Origin of the sequence: Amycolatopsis australiensis, from assembly GCF_900119165.1 — a bacterium.
Lineage (GTDB): Bacteria > Actinomycetota > Actinomycetes > Mycobacteriales > Pseudonocardiaceae > Amycolatopsis > Amycolatopsis australiensis.
Window position 1 is genome coordinate 3,835,863 of the sequence record NZ_FPJG01000006.1, and the last position, 15,902, is coordinate 3,851,764.

Here is a 15,902-nt window from a genome sequence, read left to right on the forward strand (position 1 = left end):
TCACGACCTTTCCGCCGGCGCCGATCGGAGAGGCCAGTCATGTCATCGCTCGACGAGCGCACCGCGTCGCCCGCGCCCGCCGCGCCCGGCCGGCGCGGCCGCGCGTGGGTGTCCTACCTGGCCATGGTGGTGGTTCCCGTCGTGGCCGCGTTCTTCCTGCTGCGCACCGGCGGTGGTGACGGCGCCGCGCCGGCCGGGCACGCCGGAGGCGCGGCCGACCCGGTGGCCAAGCTGCTGTTCGCGTTGCCGGTGATCTTCCTGGCCTGCCGCCTGCTCTCGGCGCTCGCGCGGCGGCTGGCGCAGCCGGCGGTGATCGGCGAGATCTTCGCCGGCATCCTGCTCGGCCCGTCGTTCCTCGGCTGGGCGTGGCCGGCGGCCTACCACTGGATCTTCCCCGACCACCTGGCCTCGACGATGAACACGCTCGCCCAGATCGGCCTGGTCATCTTCATGTTCCTCGTCGGCTACGAGCTCGACGTCGAGCTGGTCCGCCGCCGCAGCAAGGCCGCGGTGCTGGTCAGCCACGTCAGCGTGGCGATCCCGTTCCTGTCCGGGGTGCTGCTCGCCTTCGCCCTGCACCCCGCGCTCGGCGCCGGCGTCGACCGGCTGCCGTTTTCGCTGTTCCTCGCGATTTCGATGAGCATCACGGCGTTCCCGGTGCTCGCCCGGATCATCACCGACCGCAAGATGACGAAGCTGCCGATCGCCGCGCTCGCGCTCAGCTGCGCGGCGGTCGACGACATCACGGCGTGGTGCCTGCTGGCGCTCGTCGTCGCTATCGCGAGCGCCACGTCGATGGCCGCGACCGCGGTGACCGTGGCGCTCACGGTCGCGTTCTTCGCGCTGATGCTGTTCGTCGTCCGCCCGGTGCTGCGGCGGCTGTTCACGCCGGCCGAGCACGGCCGGAAGGCGCTGCCGACCACGGCGGTGGTGTCGGTGCTGCTGGCCGGGCTGCTGCTGTCGGCGCTGGCCACCGACAGCATCGGCATCCACCCGATCTTCGGCGCGTTCCTCTTCGGCGCGGTGACGCCGCGGGGCTCGCTGCCGATCCGCCAGGCCACCGAGCAGATGCACGCGCTGACCGTCACGCTGCTGCTGCCCCTGTTCTTCGTCTACACCGGACTGCGCACGAAGTTCGACCTGATCGGCGCCGACCCGTCGCTGTGGCTGTGGACCGCGCTGATCGTCGTCGTGGCGATGCTGGGCAAGTGGGGCGGGAGCCTGGCCGCCGCGCGGCTGTCCGGGATCGGCAGGCGGGACGCGTGGTCGCTGGGCGCGCTGATGAACTGCCGGGGGCTCACCGAGCTGGCGGTGCTGAACATCGGGCTCGACCTCAAGGTGATCAGCCCGACGCTGTTCGCGATGCTGGTGATCATGACGCTGGTGACCACCGTGGCCACCTCGCCGGCCCTCTCGGTGATCGAGCGCTTCCGCCGGCCTGCCGCCGCGTCATGACCGCCGCGCGGCATCTCGTCTTCCTGCCGTACCCGGCCTACGGGCACATGACACCGGTGCTGCCGGTGGTCGCCGAGCTGGTCCGGCGCGGGCACCGGGTCACCTGCTTCACCTCCGGCGAGTTCACCGCCCGCGTCGCCGCGGCCGGTGCCCGGCCCGTGGCGTACGGCTGTGACCTGTCCACGGCCCAGCCGGACATCACGAACGCCGAAGAAGCCGCGCGGGCGCCGCTGGACCTGCTGGAGCAGAGCATGGCCGTGCTGCCGGCGGTGGAGCGCGCCTTCGCGCGGTCCACCCCGGACCTGCTGGTCTACGACACGACGTTGTGGGCGCCCGGACGCCTGCTGGCCGCGAAGGAGCAGCTGCCGGCGGTGCAGCTTTCGGCCACGGTGGCGTCGAACGAGCACTTCTCGCTGACCGCGGAGAACCAGACGTTCGGCGAGGCGGTCGATCCGGCCCACCCGGCGATCGCGCGGTTCGTCACCCGGCTCGGCGAGCACCTGCGTGACCACGGCCTGGGCGCGCTGACCCTCGAGGAGTTCTTCACCGGCGGTGACGAGTTCACGCTGGTGTTCCTGCCCCGCGCGTTCCAGCCGGCCGGGGATACCTTCGACGAGCGGTTCACCTTCGTCGGGCCGCCGGCCGGCCCGCCGCCGTCGCCGTCGTGGCGGCCGCCGTCCGGCGGCAGGCCGGTCGTGCTCATCACGCTGGGCACGACCGTCAACGACCGGCCGGGCTTCTTCCGCACCTGCGCCGAGGCGTTCGCGGGCCGGCCGTGGCAGGTCGTGCTGACGCTGGGCAACCGGGTGGACCCGGCCGCGCTCGGGCCGTTGCCGTCCAATGTGGAGGCCCATCGCTGGGTGTCGCACGCCGACGTCCTGCCGCACTGCTCGGTGTTCCTCTGCCAGGGCGGGATGGGCAGCCTGATGGAGGCGCTGCAGTTCGGGGTCCCGGTGATCGCCGTGCCGCACCACCCGGAGCAGCACATCAACGCCCGGCAGGTCCGCCGGATCGGGCTGGGCGCGGTGCTGGACAAGGAAACCGTGACCGCGCCGCTGATCCGGGACACCGTGACGGCGGTCGCGGCGGACGAAGCCGTCCGCCGGCGCGTCCAGGCCATGCAACGCGAAGTCCACGCGGCGGGCGGAGCGGTTCGCGCCGCCGACGAGCTCGAGGCCCGCCTCGCCGCGGCTTCGGCCGAAGGGAACCGGAAGTGACGCCGCAGGAGCCGACTTCGTTGCCGGTCAAGCGAAGCTGCCCGTTCGACCCACCCGGCGAGTACCGGGCGCTGCAGGAAGGCGGCGGCGTCACCCCGCTCGCGTTCGACGCCAGTCCCGGCCCGGCCACCGGCTGGCTGGTCACCAGGCTCGCCGACGTCCGCGCGGTGCTGGCCGACGCCCGGTTCAGCCACCGCAACGACCTGGTCGCCCTCGCCGTCCCGCCGCCGTTCCCGATGGACACCTACCGGCCCGAACCCGCCGCGCCCGGCGCGTTCCCCAAGATGGACGGCGCCGAGCACGCCCGGTACCGCAAGCTCGTCGCGAAGTACTTCACCGTGCGGCGGACGCGGGAACTGGTCCCGGTCGCCGAGCGGATCGCCCGTGAGCTCCTCGACGTCATGGCCGCGGACGGGACCGAGGCCGAGCTGGTCACCGCCTACGCCGAGCCGCTCGCCACGCGCGTGATGGGCGAGCTGGCCGGCGTTCCCGAGGCCGATCGCGAAGAACTGCTGCACCACCTGAACGTCGTGGCGAGGATGCGGTACACGCTCGAAGAGCTGATGGCCGCGATCACCGTCGTCGGCGGCATCCTCGAGCGGCTGGTCGACGCGGCGTTCGAGACGCCGGGCGACGACATGCTCGGCGAGCTGGCGAGCACGGGCGTGCTCGACCGGCCGGAGCTGGTCAACCTCGTCTGGGCGCTGGTCGGCGGCGGGTTCGACACCACGACGAACATGCTGGCGCTGGGCACCTTCGCGCTCTTCGAGCATCCCGCTCAGCTCGCGCGGCTGCGGGCCGAGCCCGCCTTGTGGCCCAACGCGATCGAGGAGCTGCTGCGGTACCTGACGGTGTCGCACCTGGGCGCCAGCCGGGCGGCGCTGGAGGACGTCGAGCTGGGGGAGCAGCTGATCCGCAAGGGCGAGACGGTGGTCGTCGCGCTCCCCGCGGCGAACCGTGACCCCGAGCGGTTCCCCGACCCCGGCACCCTGGCCGTCGACCGGGCGACGCAAGGGCACGTGGCGTTCGGCCACGGCGTGCACCAGTGCCTCGGCCAGCACCTGGCCCGCGTCACGATGCTGGTGGGCTTCCGCGAGCTGTTCGCGCGGTTTCCCGAGCTGCGCCTGGCGGTGCCGCCGGAGCAGGTCCCGCTGCGCGACGACATGCTGCACTACGGGGTCCACGCCCTCCCGGTCACCTGGGCCCGCCGCGTCCTCTAGGCACCGCACTAGACCTCACCTGTCCGCCGTGGACAGCCCGGCCGCGCCTGTGTTGCCGTGGACGTCGAGCAGCCGCCACAGGAAGGAAGCCGCCCGCCGATGGAGCGTGAGATGACGGGTTTTGCGAACACTCCGGGTGAGCCGATCGCCGTCGTCGGGCTGTCCTGCCGCCTGCCGGGCGCGGACGGGCCCGCCGCGTTCCGGCGGCTGCTGGCCGAGGGCCGCAGCGCGATCACCGAGGTGCCCGCGGATCGGTGGGACGCGGCGGCGACCGGCGTCCGCCACGGCGGGTTCCTCGACGCGGTCGACCGTTTCGACGCGGCGTTTTTCGGTGTCTCGCCGCGGGAAGCCGCCGCGATGGACCCGCAGCAGCGGCTGGTGCTGGAGCTGGCGTGGGAAGCGCTCGAACACGCCGGGATCGTGCCTTCGACGCTCGACGGGACCACCGCGGGCGTGTTCGTGGGCGCCATGTGGGACGACTACGCCGCGCTCGGGCACGCGCGCGGCCCGGCGGGCATCAGCCACCACACCATCACCGGTGTGCACCGCAGCCTGCTCGCCAACCGCGTCTCCCGGCTGCTGGGCGCGCACGGCCCGAGCTTCACCGTCGACTCCGGACAGTCGTCCTCGCTGGTCGCCGTGCACCTGGCGGTGCAGAGCCTGCGCCGCGGCGAGTGCCCGGTCGCGCTGGCCGGCGGGGTCAATCTCGTCTTCTCGCCGGGCAACGCGGTCACCACGGCGAAGTTCGGCGGGCTGTCGCCGGACGGGCAGTGCTTCACCTTCGACGCCCGCGCCAACGGTTTCGTGCGCGGGGAGGGCGGCGGGCTCGTCGTGCTCAAGACGCTGTCGCGGGCGCACGCGGACGGCGACGAGATCCTCTGCGTCATCCGGGGCACCGCGGTCAACAACGACGGTGCCGGCGAGGGCCTGACCGTGCCGGACGCGCGGGCGCAGGCCGCGGTCGTCCGGAGCGCGCACGCCGACGCCGGGATCGACGCGGCCGCCGTCGGTTACGTCGAGCTGCACGGCACCGGGACCAAGGTCGGCGACCCGGTCGAAGCGGCCGCGCTGGGCGAGGTCTTCGCCGCCGTCCGCGACGAGCCGCTGCCGGTCGGCTCGGTGAAGACCAACATCGGGCACCTGGAAGGCGCGGCGGGCATCGCCGGGCTGCTCAAGGCCGTCCTCGCGGTCCGGCACGGCCTGCTGCCCGCGAGCCTCAACTTCGCGACGCCGAATCCGGCGATTCCCCTGGCCGAGCTGAAGCTGCGGGTCGTGACGGCGGCCACCGGCTGGACCGCCCGACGGCGGGTCGCGGGTGTCAGCTCGTTCGGCATGGGCGGGACGAACGCGCACGTCGTCGTGGAGTCCGCCGAGCCGGCGCCGGTGCCGCCGCGTGACCTGCCGGCCGGGCCCGTGCCGTGGTTGCTTTCGGCCCGCACCCCGGCGGCGCTGCGGGCGCAGGCCGCCCGGCTGCTGGCGCATGTGGACGAGCACCCTGAACTGTCCCCTGTGGACGTCGGCTGGTCGCTGGCGACGCGCCGGGCGATGTTCGAGCACCGGGCGGTGGCGGTCGGCCGTGCCGAGCTGCGCGCGATCGCGGACGGCGTCCCGTCGGCCGTCACCCAGGGCGCCACCGCCACGCGGGACGGCCGTGTGGTCTTCGTCTTCCCCGGCCAGGGCGGGCAGTGGGCCGGAATGGCCGCCGAGCTGCTCGACGCCTCGCCGGTCTTCGCCGCGCGGCTGGCCGAGTGCGCCGCCGCGCTCGCGCCCCACCTCGGCTGGGACGTCGTCGACGTCCTGCGTGAGGTGCCCGGCGCTCCTGCGCTCGACCGCACCGACGTGCTGCAGCCGGTGTTCTGGTCCGTCGCGGTGGCGCTGGCCGCCGAGTGGCGGGCGCGTGGCGTCGAACCCGCCGCCGTGCTCGGCCACAGCCAGGGCGAACTCGCGGCCGCCGCGGTCGCGGGCGCGCTGTCGCTCGACGACGCCGCCCGGATCGTCGCGTTGCGGGCCAGGCTGCTCGCCGAGCGGATGGCCGGCAACGGCGGCATGCTCTCGGTCGACCTGCCGGTCGCCGTTGTGACGGACCTGCTGGCCGCCTACGGCGGCCGCTTGTCGGTCGGCGCGGTCAACGGCCCCGCGACCACCGCGGTTTCCGGCGACCTCGACGCGCTCGGCGAGCTGCAGGCCGAGCTGACCGCGCGCGGCGTGCGGTCGCGCCGGATCGCGATCGCCTACGCCTCGCACTCCGCGCAGGCGGAGCCGTTGAAGGCCGAGCTGCTGCGGCTGATCGCCGGGATCCGCCCGCGCGCCACGGAAATCCCGTTCTACTCCTCGACCGCGGGCGGGCTGCTCGACCCCGCGCGGCTCGACGCGGCCCACTGGTTCGCGAACCTGCGGCAGCCGGTGCTGTTCGACCCGGCGGTGCGTGCCGCGCTGGACGAGGGCATGGGCCTGTTCGTCGAGGTCAGCCCGCACCCGGTGCTCCTCGGCGGCCTGCTGGCGACGGCGGCGGACCACGATTGCCCAGCCGCCGCGGCCGGCACGCTGCGCCGCGGCGACGGCGGCCCGGCCCGCTTCCGCACGTCGGTGGCGGAGCTGTGGACCCGCGGCGGCCGCGTCGACTGGACGGCCACGTTCCCCGGCGCCCGCCCGGTCGAGCTGCCGACGTACGCCTTCCAGCGGCAGCGGTTCTGGCTGGACGAAGACCCCGCGGGAACCGGCACCGCCGAAACTGCCGGTGCCGCCCGGTACGCTGGAAACCGGGGGCCGGCGGCACAGCCGCCGCAGGACCTGCTGGAAACCGTCCGCGCGCACACCGCGGTCGTGCTGGGCCACCCGGGCCCGGCGGCGATCGACCCGGCCGCGTCGTTCAAGGACCTGGGCTTCGACTCGATCGTCGGCGTCGAACTCTGCGAGCGGCTCTCCGCCGCGACCGGCTTGAGACTGCCGGCCACGGCGGTGTTCGACCACCCGACGCCCGCCCGGCTCGCCGCGATGCTGCGCGACGAGCTGACCGGAGGCGCCCGGACCGCCCCGGCCGAAGTCGTCGGCCGGGCGGAAGAGCCGATCGCGATCGTCGCGATGAGCTGCCGGTACCCGGGTGGCGTGCGCTCGGCGGACGAGCTGTGGGACGTGGTCGCCGAAGGCCGTGACGTCATCGCGGGCCTGCCGGACGACCGCGGCTGGGACCTCGACGACCTCTACGACGCCAACCCCGGCAAGGCGGGCAAGTCCTACGCGCGCCACGGCGGTTTCCTGACCGGCGTCGCCGACTTCGACGCGGACTTCTTCGGCATTTCGCCGCGCGAGGCCCTCGCCATGGATCCGCAGCAGCGGCTCCTGCTGGAAACCGCGTGGGAGGCGTTCGAGCACGCCGGCATCGACCCGGCGACGCTGCGGGGCAGCCGCACCGGCGTCTACGTCGGTGCCACGTCGTCCGAGTACGGCCCGCGGCTGTCCGAGGGCGGCGAAGGCTTCGACGGGCACCTGCTCACCGGGACCACCGGCAGTGTCGCTTCGGGACGGCTCGCGTACGTCCTCGGGCTGGAGGGCCCGGCGCTGACCGTCGACACCGCGTGCTCGTCTTCGCTGGTCGCGCTGCACCTCGCCGTGCGCGCGCTGCTCGCGGGGGAGTGCACGCTCGCGCTGGCCGGTGGCGCGGCCGTGATGGCGAGCCCCGGGATGCTCGTCGAGTTCAGCCGCCAGCGCGGCCTCTCCCGTGACGGCCGCTGCCGGGCCTTCTCGGCGGACGCCGACGGTACGGGCTGGGCCGAGGGCGCCGGGCTCGTGCTCCTCGAACGGCTCTCCGACGCCCGCCGCCACGGGCATCCGGTGCTCGCGCTGGTGCGCGGGACCGCGGTGAACTCCGACGGCGCGTCCAACGGCCTGACCGCGCCGAACGGCCCGTCGCAGCAGCGGGTCATCCGCGCCGCGCTGGCCGACGCCGGGCTCGAACCGTCCGATGTGGACGTCGTGGAGGCGCACGGCACCGGGACCCCGCTGGGCGACCCGATCGAGGCGCAGGCGCTCATCGCCACCTACGGCCAGGACCGCGACCGGCCGCTGCTGCTGGGGTCGCTGAAGTCGAACCTCGGGCACACGCAGGCCGCCGCGGGCGTCGGCGGCGTGATCAAGATGGTGCAGGCGCTCTGGCACGAGGTCGTGCCGCGGACCCTGCACGCCGGCGAGCCCAGCCCCCGGATCGACTGGACGGCGGGCGCGGTGACACTGGCTTCGGCGCAGCAGCCGTGGCCGGAGACCGGCGCGCCCCGCCGGGCCGGGGTGTCGTCGTTCGGGATCAGCGGCACGAACGCGCACGTCATCGTCGAGCAGGCCCCGGAATCCGCCGCCGAACCCGTGCCCGTCGCCGAGGACGCCCCGGAATCCGCCGCCGAACCCGCTCCCGTCGCCGAGGACGCCCTGGGCGTGTGGGTGCTGTCCGGCCGCTCCGAACGCGCGGTGGCCGACCGGGCGTCGGCACTGAGCGAGACCGGGCACGGCGTCGCCGAGGTCGGCTGGTCCCTCGCGGCGACCCGGACCGCGTTCGAGCACCGCGCCGCGGTGGTCGGGCAACGCGCCGAGCTGCTGGCGGGCCTGCGCGAGGTCGCCGCGGGCACCCCGGGCGCCGCCGTGGTCACCGGGCTCGCCGGTCCCGCCGGACGCACGGTCTTCGTCTTCCCCGGGCAGGGCGCGCAGTGGGCCGGGATGGCCGCCGGGCTGCTCGGCGAGTCGCCGGTCTTCGCGGCGCGGTTCGGCGAGTGCGCGGCCGCGCTGGAGTCCTTTGTGGACTGGAGTCCGGTGGACGTCCTGCGCGGCGGTGAACTGGACCGGGTCGACGTCGTGCAGCCGCTGTCGTGGGCGGTGATGGTGTCGCTGGCGGCGCTCTGGCAGTCCTACGGCGTCACGCCGGACGCGGTCGTGGGGCATTCGCAGGGTGAGATCGCTGCCGCGGTGGTCGCGGGTGGGCTGTCGCTCGAGGACGGTGCGCGGGTGGTCGCGTTGCGCAGCAAGGCGATCGCGGCCGGGCTGGCCGGTAAGGGCGGCATGGCGTCGATCGCGGCGGACGCCGGACGCGTGGCCGCCCTGCTCGACGACCGGACCTCGATCGCGGCGTTCAACAGCCCGTCCTCGACCGTCGTCGCCGGCGAACCCGCCGCTCTGCGGGAACTGGCCGGCCGCTGCGAACGCGAAGGCATCCGCGCTCGCCTGATCCCCGTCGACTACGCCTCGCACTCGGCGCACGTGGCGGCGATCGAAGCCGGACTGCGGGAAGTGCTGGCCCCGATCCGGCCGCGGACCGGTGACGTCCCGTTCTACTCGACCGTGACGGCCGAGCCGGTCGACACCGCGACGCTGGACGCCGGGTACTGGTACCGCAACCTGCGTCAGCCGGTGCGGTTCCGCGAGACCGCCGACGTGCTCGCCGGGCGCGGGCACCGGTTCTTCGTCGAGGTCGGCCCGCACCCGGTGCTCGGCGGCGCACTGCAGGAGACCGTCGACGCCGCCGTGGTCGGGACGCTGCGCCGGAACGAGGGCGGCCTCCGCCGGTTCCTGCTGTCGGCCGCCCAGCTGTGGGCGCACGGCCACGACGTCGACTGGTCGGCCCTGTACCCGCGCCGGCGCACGGTGAGCCTGCCCACCTATCCCTTCCAGCGGCGGCGGTTCTGGCTCGAGCCGGCGACCGCAACCACCGGCGACCGCGGGTTCTGGACCGCGCTCGAAGACGACACGCTCGGCCTCGCCGGTGACACGCCGTGGCGCGACGCGCGGCTCGCCCTGACCCGGTGGCGGCGGCAAGCCGACATCGACGGCTGGCGTCACCGCATCGCCTGGCGCGCCCGGCCCGAGCCGTCCGGTCCCGCGCTCACCGGCACGTGGCTCGTCGTCACGCCCGGCCCCGGCGCGCTCGACGCCCTCGGCGGGCTCGGCGCCGATCTCGTCGAGGTGGTCGGCGACGGCGACCGCGCGGCCCTCGCCGAGCGCCTGACCGGGCTGAGCCCCGACGGTGTGCTCGCCCTGCCCGCGCTCGAAGCCGACCCGATCCGCGCGGTCACCCGCGCGACAGTTCTCGTCCAGGCACTCGGCGACGCCGGCATCGACGCGCCCCTGTGGTGCCTCACCAGCGGTGCGGTCGCCGCGCTCGACACCGACCCGCCGCCGGAACCGGCGCAGGCCGCGGTCTGGGGCTTCGGCCGCGTGGCCGCGCTGGAGCACTCCGGCCGCTGGGGCGGGCTCGTCGACCTGCCCGCGACCCGGGACGCCGGAACGTTCGCGCGGCTGGCGGCGGTGCTGTCCGGAGCGGACGACGAAGACCAGGTGGCGATCCGGCCGTCCGGGGTGTTCGCCCGGCGCCTGATCCCCGCCCCGCTGCGGGGCCGGGCGCCGGCCCGGACCTGGGAAACGGGCGGCACGGCGCTGGTCACCGGCGGCACCGGCGCGCTGGGCAGGCACCTCGCCCGCTGGCTCGTCACCCGCGGCGCCGAGCACGTCGTGCTGACCGGCCGCCGCGGCGCCGACGCGCCCGGCGTGGCCGAACTGCGCGCCGAACTGGGCACCCGGGTGAGCGTCGTGGCCTGCGACGTCGCCGACGCCGATGCGCTCCGCGCGGTCGTCGAGGGCATCGGCGACGACCTGCGGACCGTCGTCCACGCGGCGGGCGCCGGCACGCTCGCCGCGATCGCGGACACCGGCCCGGACGCCGTCGCCGGCGTCCTGCGGGCCAAGGTGCACGGCGCGCGGCACCTCGACGACCTGCTCGGCGACCGGGACCTGGACGCGTTCGTGCTCTTCTCGTCCATCTCGGGTGTCTGGGGCGTCGCCGACCACGCCGCCTACGCCGCGTCGAACGCCTACCTCGACGCCCTCGCGGTGCGCCGCCGGGCGCTCGGCCGGACCGCGCTGTCGGTGGCCTGGGGGCCGTGGGCCGGTGGCGGCATGATCGCCGAAAGCCTGCACGACGTCCTCGCCCGCCGGGGTGTCCCGGTCATCGCCCCCGACCTGGCCCTGGCGGCCCTGGGACAGGCGCTGGACCACGACGAGACGTTCGTCGCACTGGCCGAGATCGACTGGCCGGTGTTCGCCGACGTCTTCTCCGCCGTCCGGCCGAGCCCGCTGCTCGCCGAGCAGCCGGCGGTCAAGCGGCTCCGGGAAGCGGCGCCCGCCACCGCCGGCTGGGCCGCGCGGCTCGCCGGGCACACCGGTCCCGAGCGGGAGAAGCTCGTGTCCGCCCTGGTCCGGCAGCAGGTCGCGGCCGCGCTCGGGCACGACGGCCCGGAGACCGTCGACGTCCGGCGCGCGTTCAAGGACCTCGGCTTCGACTCGCTGACCGCGGTCGAGCTGCGCAACCGGCTCGCCGCCGCGACCGGGCTGAAGCTGCCGAGCACGCTCGTGTTCGACCACCCGACGGCCGCGAAGCTGACCGAGTACCTGCTGGCCGAAGTGGCACCGGTGGCCGCCGTGGCGTCCGGTCCGGCCCCGGCCGCGGCGGACGGCGACGACCCGATCGCCATCGTCGCGATGAGCTGCCGCTTCCCCGGCGGCGTCACCTCGCCCGAACAGCTCTGGACGCTGCTCACCGACGGCGCCGACGCGATCTCCGGCCTGCCCGCCGACCGCGGCTGGAACCTCGGCTCGCTGTACGACGCCGACCCGGGCCGGGCGGGGACCACCTACACCCGCCACGGCGGGTTCCTCGCCGACGCCACGCGGTTCGACCCGGCGTTCTTCGGGATCTCGCCACGCGAGGCGGTGGCGATGGACCCGCAGCAGCGGCTGCTGCTCGAAGTCTGCTGGGAGGTGTTCGAGCGGGCGGGCATCGACCCCGCCACGCTGGCCGGCACGCCCGCCGGGGTGTTCGTCGGGATGACCGACCAGGCCTACGGCGCGGGCAGCGGCGGCGAAGGCGAGGACTACCTGGTCACCGGCGCGGTGTCCAGCGTCGCCTCCGGCCGGATCGCCTACCTGCTCGGGCTGGAGGGCCCGGCCGTCACGATCGACACGGCGTGCTCGTCTTCGCTGGTGGCGCTGCACCTCGCGGCCCGGTCGCTGCGCTCCGGCGAGTGCTCGATGGCGCTCGCCGGCGCGTCGATGGTGATGTCCACGCCGAGCCAGTTCCTCGGCTTCAGCCGCCAGCGCGGCCTCGCGCCCGACGGCCGCTGCAAGCCCTTCGCCGCGGCCGCCGACGGCTTCTCCCTCGCCGAGGGCGTCGGCGTGCTGCTGGTGGAACGGCTGTCCGACGCGCGGCGCCACAACCATCCCGTACTGGCGCTGCTGCGCGGATCGGCGATCAACTCCGACGGCGCGTCGAACGGGCTGACCGCCCCGAACGGCCTTTCGCAGCAACGGGTCATCCGCTCGGCACTGGCCGACGCGGGACTGGAGCCGTCCGAAGTGGACGTCGTGGAGGCACACGGGACCGGGACGCCGCTGGGCGATCCGATCGAGGCGCAGGCGCTGATCGCCGCGTACGGGCCGGACCGCGACCGGCCGCTGCTGGTCGGGTCGCTGAAGTCGAACCTCGGCCACACCCAGACCGCGTCCGGGGTCGCCGGGGTGATCAAGGTCGTCGAAGCGATGCGGCACGGGCTGCTGCCGAAGACCCTGCACCTCGACGAGCCGACGCCGGAGGTGGACTGGTCGTCCGGCGTCGTCGAGCTGACCGGCGAAGACCGCGAGTGGCCCGACACGGGCAACCCGCGGCGGGCGGGCGTGTCGGCGTTCGGGATCAGCGGCACCAACGCGCACGTGATCCTGGAACAGGCACCGGAAGAGCCCGTGCTGGACCCGCTTCCGGACACCGTGGGCACGTGGGTCCTGTCGGCCCGGTCCGAGGCCGCCGTGCGCGCGCAGGCGGCGGCGCTCGCGGAGACCGGGCACGGCGTCGCCGAGGTCGGCTGGTCGCTGGTGAGCACCCGGTCGGCGTTCGAGTACCGGGCCGCGGTCGTCGGCGACCGGGACGAGCTGCTGGCCGGGCTGCGCGAGCTGGCCGCCGGCGGTCCCGTCACCACGACGGTCGCGGGCGAGACCGTGTTCGTCTTCCCCGGGCAGGGCGCGCAGTGGGCCGGGATGGCCGCCGGGCTGCTCGGCGAGTCGCCGGTCTTCGCGGCGCGGTTCGGCGAGTGCGCGGCCGCGCTGGAGTCCTATGTGGACTGGAGTCCGGTGGACGTCCTGCGCGGCGGTGAACTGGACCGGGTCGACGTCGTGCAGCCGCTGTCGTGGGCGGTGATGGTGTCGCTGGCGGCGCTCTGGCAGTCCTACGGCGTCACGCCGGACGCGGTCGTGGGGCATTCGCAGGGGGAGATCGCCGCGGCGGTGGTGGCGGGTGGGCTGTCGCTCGAGGACGGTGCGCGGGTGGTCGCGTTGCGCAGCAAGGCGATCGCGGCCGGGCTCGCCGGCCACGGCGGGATGGCGTGGATCGCCGCCCCGGAAGCCGAGATCACCCCGCTGCTGGCCGCCCACGACGGGCGGATCTGCGTCGCCGCGGTGAACGGGCCCGGCTCGGTCGTCGTCTCCGGCGAGACCGAGGCGGTGGACGCGCTGCTCGCCGGAGCCGGCGACCTGCGGGTCCGCCGGATCCCGGTCGACTACGCCTCGCACTCGGCCGCGGTCGAGGCGATCGAGGTCGAGCTGCGGGAAGCCCTCGCGCCGGTCCGGCCCCGGACCTCGGCGATCACGTACGTCTCCGGGATCACCGGCGAGGCGATCGACACGGCGGGCCTGGACGCCGGGTACTGGTACCGGAACCTGCGGGAACCGGTCCGGTTCCACGACGCCACGAAGACGCTCGCCGAGTCGGGACACCGGTTCTTCGTCGAGGTGAGCCCGCACCCGGTGCTCGGCGGCGGGATCGAGGAAACCCTCGACGAGACGGGCGAGCGCGCCGCCGTCGTCGGCACCCTGCGCCGCCACGCGGGCGGCTTCCGGCGGTTCCTGACCTCGCTGGCGCAGCTGTGGACGCACGGGCACGACGTCGGCTGGCCCGCCCTGTACCCGGTCCGGCGCACGGTGCCGCTGCCCACCTACCCGTTCCAGCGGCAGCGGTTCTGGCTCGAGCCGCGGTCCGCGGCCGCCGTCGTCCGGTCCGCCGTGGACGAGCTGCGCTACGAAGTCCGCTGGAGCCCGGTGGCCACCCCGCGGACCGCGGCCCTCGACGCCGGCTGGCTGGCCGTGGTCCCGGCCGGGCTGGACGTCCGTGACCTGCTCGGCCCGGACGTCCGCCTGCTCGAAGTGTCCACCGAGGACCGTGCGGCGCTGGGCGCGCTGCTGGCCGCCGAGGCACCGCCGTCCGGCGTGGTCTCCTTGCTGGCCTTGGCCGGCGAGCCGCACACCGAGCATCCCGTGCTCACCGCGGGCCTCGCCGGGAACGTCCTGCTCACGCAGGCGCTGGCCGACGCCGGGATCACCGCCCCGCTGTGGTTCGTGACCCGCGGCGCGGTTTCGACCGGTCCCGGCGACTCCCTCGCGAGCCCCGCGCAGGCGATGGACTGGGGACTCGGCGGCATCCTCGGGCTCGACCACCCCGACCGCTGGGGCGGTCTCGTCGACCTGCCTCCGGTCGCGGACACCACGACCGCCGGCCGGCTGGCGGCGGTGCTCACCGGCCACGACGGCGAGGACCAGGTGGCGTTGCGGCCATCCGGGGTGTTCGCCCGCCGGCTCGTCCGCGCCGCGGCGTCCCCGCCCGCCGGCACGCGCTGGCGGCCGCGCGGCACCGCGCTGGTCACCGGCGGGACCGGCGCGCTCGGCGGGCAGGCCGCCCGCTGGCTGGCCGCGAACGGGACACCGCACCTCGTGCTCGTCAGCCGGAAGGGCGAGGACGCGCCGGGCGCCGGTGAGCTGACCGGCGAGCTGGCCGCGCTCGGCGCCGAAGTGACCGTCGCCGCCTGCGACGTCGCGGACCGGGACGCGCTGCGCGACCTGCTGGCCCAGCTGCCGCCGGTGCACGCCGTGGTCCACACGGCGGGCGCGGTCGACGTCGAACGGCCGCTCACCGCCGTGACCCTGGCCGACGTCGCGGAACTGGCCGAAGCGAAGGTGCAGGGCGCGCGCAACCTCGACGAGCTGTGCGGCGACGTGGACGCGTTCGTCCTGTTCTCCTCCGGCGCCGCCGTCTGGGGCAACGCGGGCCAGGCCGGCTACGCCGCCGCGAACGCCTTCCTGGACGCGCTGGCCCAGCAGCGCCACGACCGCGGGCTGCCCGCGACGTCGATCGCCTGGGGTGCCTGGGCGGGCGGCGGCATGGTCGACGAAAACGTCGGCGCGCAGCTGGCGCGGCGCGGCGTGCCGATGATGCGGCCCGAGCTGGCGGTCACCGCGATCCAGCCGTCGGTCGACACGGGCAGCCCGACCGGTGTCGTGGCCGACATCGACTGGGCGGCGTTCACCCCGCTCTACACGGCGGCACGGCCGCGGCCGCTGCTGCGGGACCTGCCCGAGGCGCAGCGAGCCGTCGCCGAGGAGTCCCCTGTGGACAGTGGCGGCGAGCTGGTGCGGCGGCTGCGGGCGGCCTCGGACGGCGAACGCGACCGGATCGTGCTCGACCTGGTGCGCGGCGAGGTCGCCGCGGTGCTCGGCCTGCCCGGCCGCGACGCCGTCCGGCCCGCGCAGACGCTCAAGGACCTCGGTTTCGACTCGCTCACCGCGCTCGACCTGCGCAACCGGCTCGGGTCGGCGACGGGCCTGCGCCTGCCCGCCACGCTCGTCTTCGACTACCCGACTCCCGCCGCCGTCGCCGGGTACGTGCTCTCCGGGCTGGTCGGCACCGAACCGGCCGAGGCCGGCGGCCTGCTGGGCGAGCTGGACCGGATCGAGGCCGCGCTGGCGGCCCTGCCCGCCGGCGACCCGGCCGCCGAGCTGGTCACCGCCCGGCTGCGGAAGCTGCTGTGGAAGCACGACGACACCGGCGGCGAGATCGGCGGCGACCCCGACGACCTCGAACTCGACACGGCGACCGACGACGAGATGTTCGCGGCGATCGACCGGGAACTCGGGATCTCTTGACGTGACCGGAAAA

4 protein-coding genes are annotated in these 15,902 nt (G+C 75.2%); all 4 read left to right on the forward strand.

Annotated elements, in window-relative coordinates; translation table 11 throughout:
* Positions 1-39 precede the first annotated feature (39 nt).
* The 4 genes from BT341_RS19590 (at position 40) to BT341_RS19605 (ending at position 15,889) form a co-directional block, all read left to right on the forward strand.
* Positions 40-1,455, forward strand: coding sequence for a cation:proton antiporter domain-containing protein (locus BT341_RS19590; protein WP_218177751.1), 1,416 nt, complete (start codon positions 40-42; stop codon positions 1,453-1,455).
* Positions 1,452-2,672, forward strand: a complete 1,221-nt coding sequence (locus BT341_RS19595) for a macrolide family glycosyltransferase (RefSeq protein ID WP_072477677.1) — start codon at positions 1,452-1,454, stop codon at positions 2,670-2,672. Before BT341_RS19590 ends, BT341_RS19595 begins: the two co-directional genes overlap by 4 nt.
* Complete coding sequence (locus BT341_RS19600; protein ID WP_072477678.1) at positions 2,669-3,892, forward strand: cytochrome P450; 1,224 nt, start codon at positions 2,669-2,671, stop codon at positions 3,890-3,892. The genes BT341_RS19595 and BT341_RS19600 overlap by 4 nt, the downstream gene beginning before the upstream one ends.
* Before the next feature lie 111 nt (positions 3,893-4,003).
* The gene (locus BT341_RS19605) at positions 4,004-15,889 is read left to right on the forward strand and encodes a type I polyketide synthase (protein WP_084743234.1); all 11,886 of its coding nucleotides are present in this window, start codon (positions 4,004-4,006) and stop codon (positions 15,887-15,889) included.
* The last annotated feature ends 13 nt before the right edge of the window (positions 15,890-15,902 follow it).

Excerpts from the sequence above, each read along its gene's own strand:
- BT341_RS19590 (WP_218177751.1), top strand. The coding sequence starts at position 40 with ATGTCATCGCTCGACGAGCGCACCGCGTCGCCCGCGCCCGCCGCGCCC.
- BT341_RS19595 (WP_072477677.1), top strand. The coding sequence starts at position 1,452 with ATGACCGCCGCGCGGCATCTCGTCTTCCTGCCGTACCCGGCCTACGGG.
- BT341_RS19605 (WP_084743234.1), top strand. The coding sequence starts at position 4,004 with ATGACGGGTTTTGCGAACACTCCGGGTGAGCCGATCGCCGTCGTCGGG.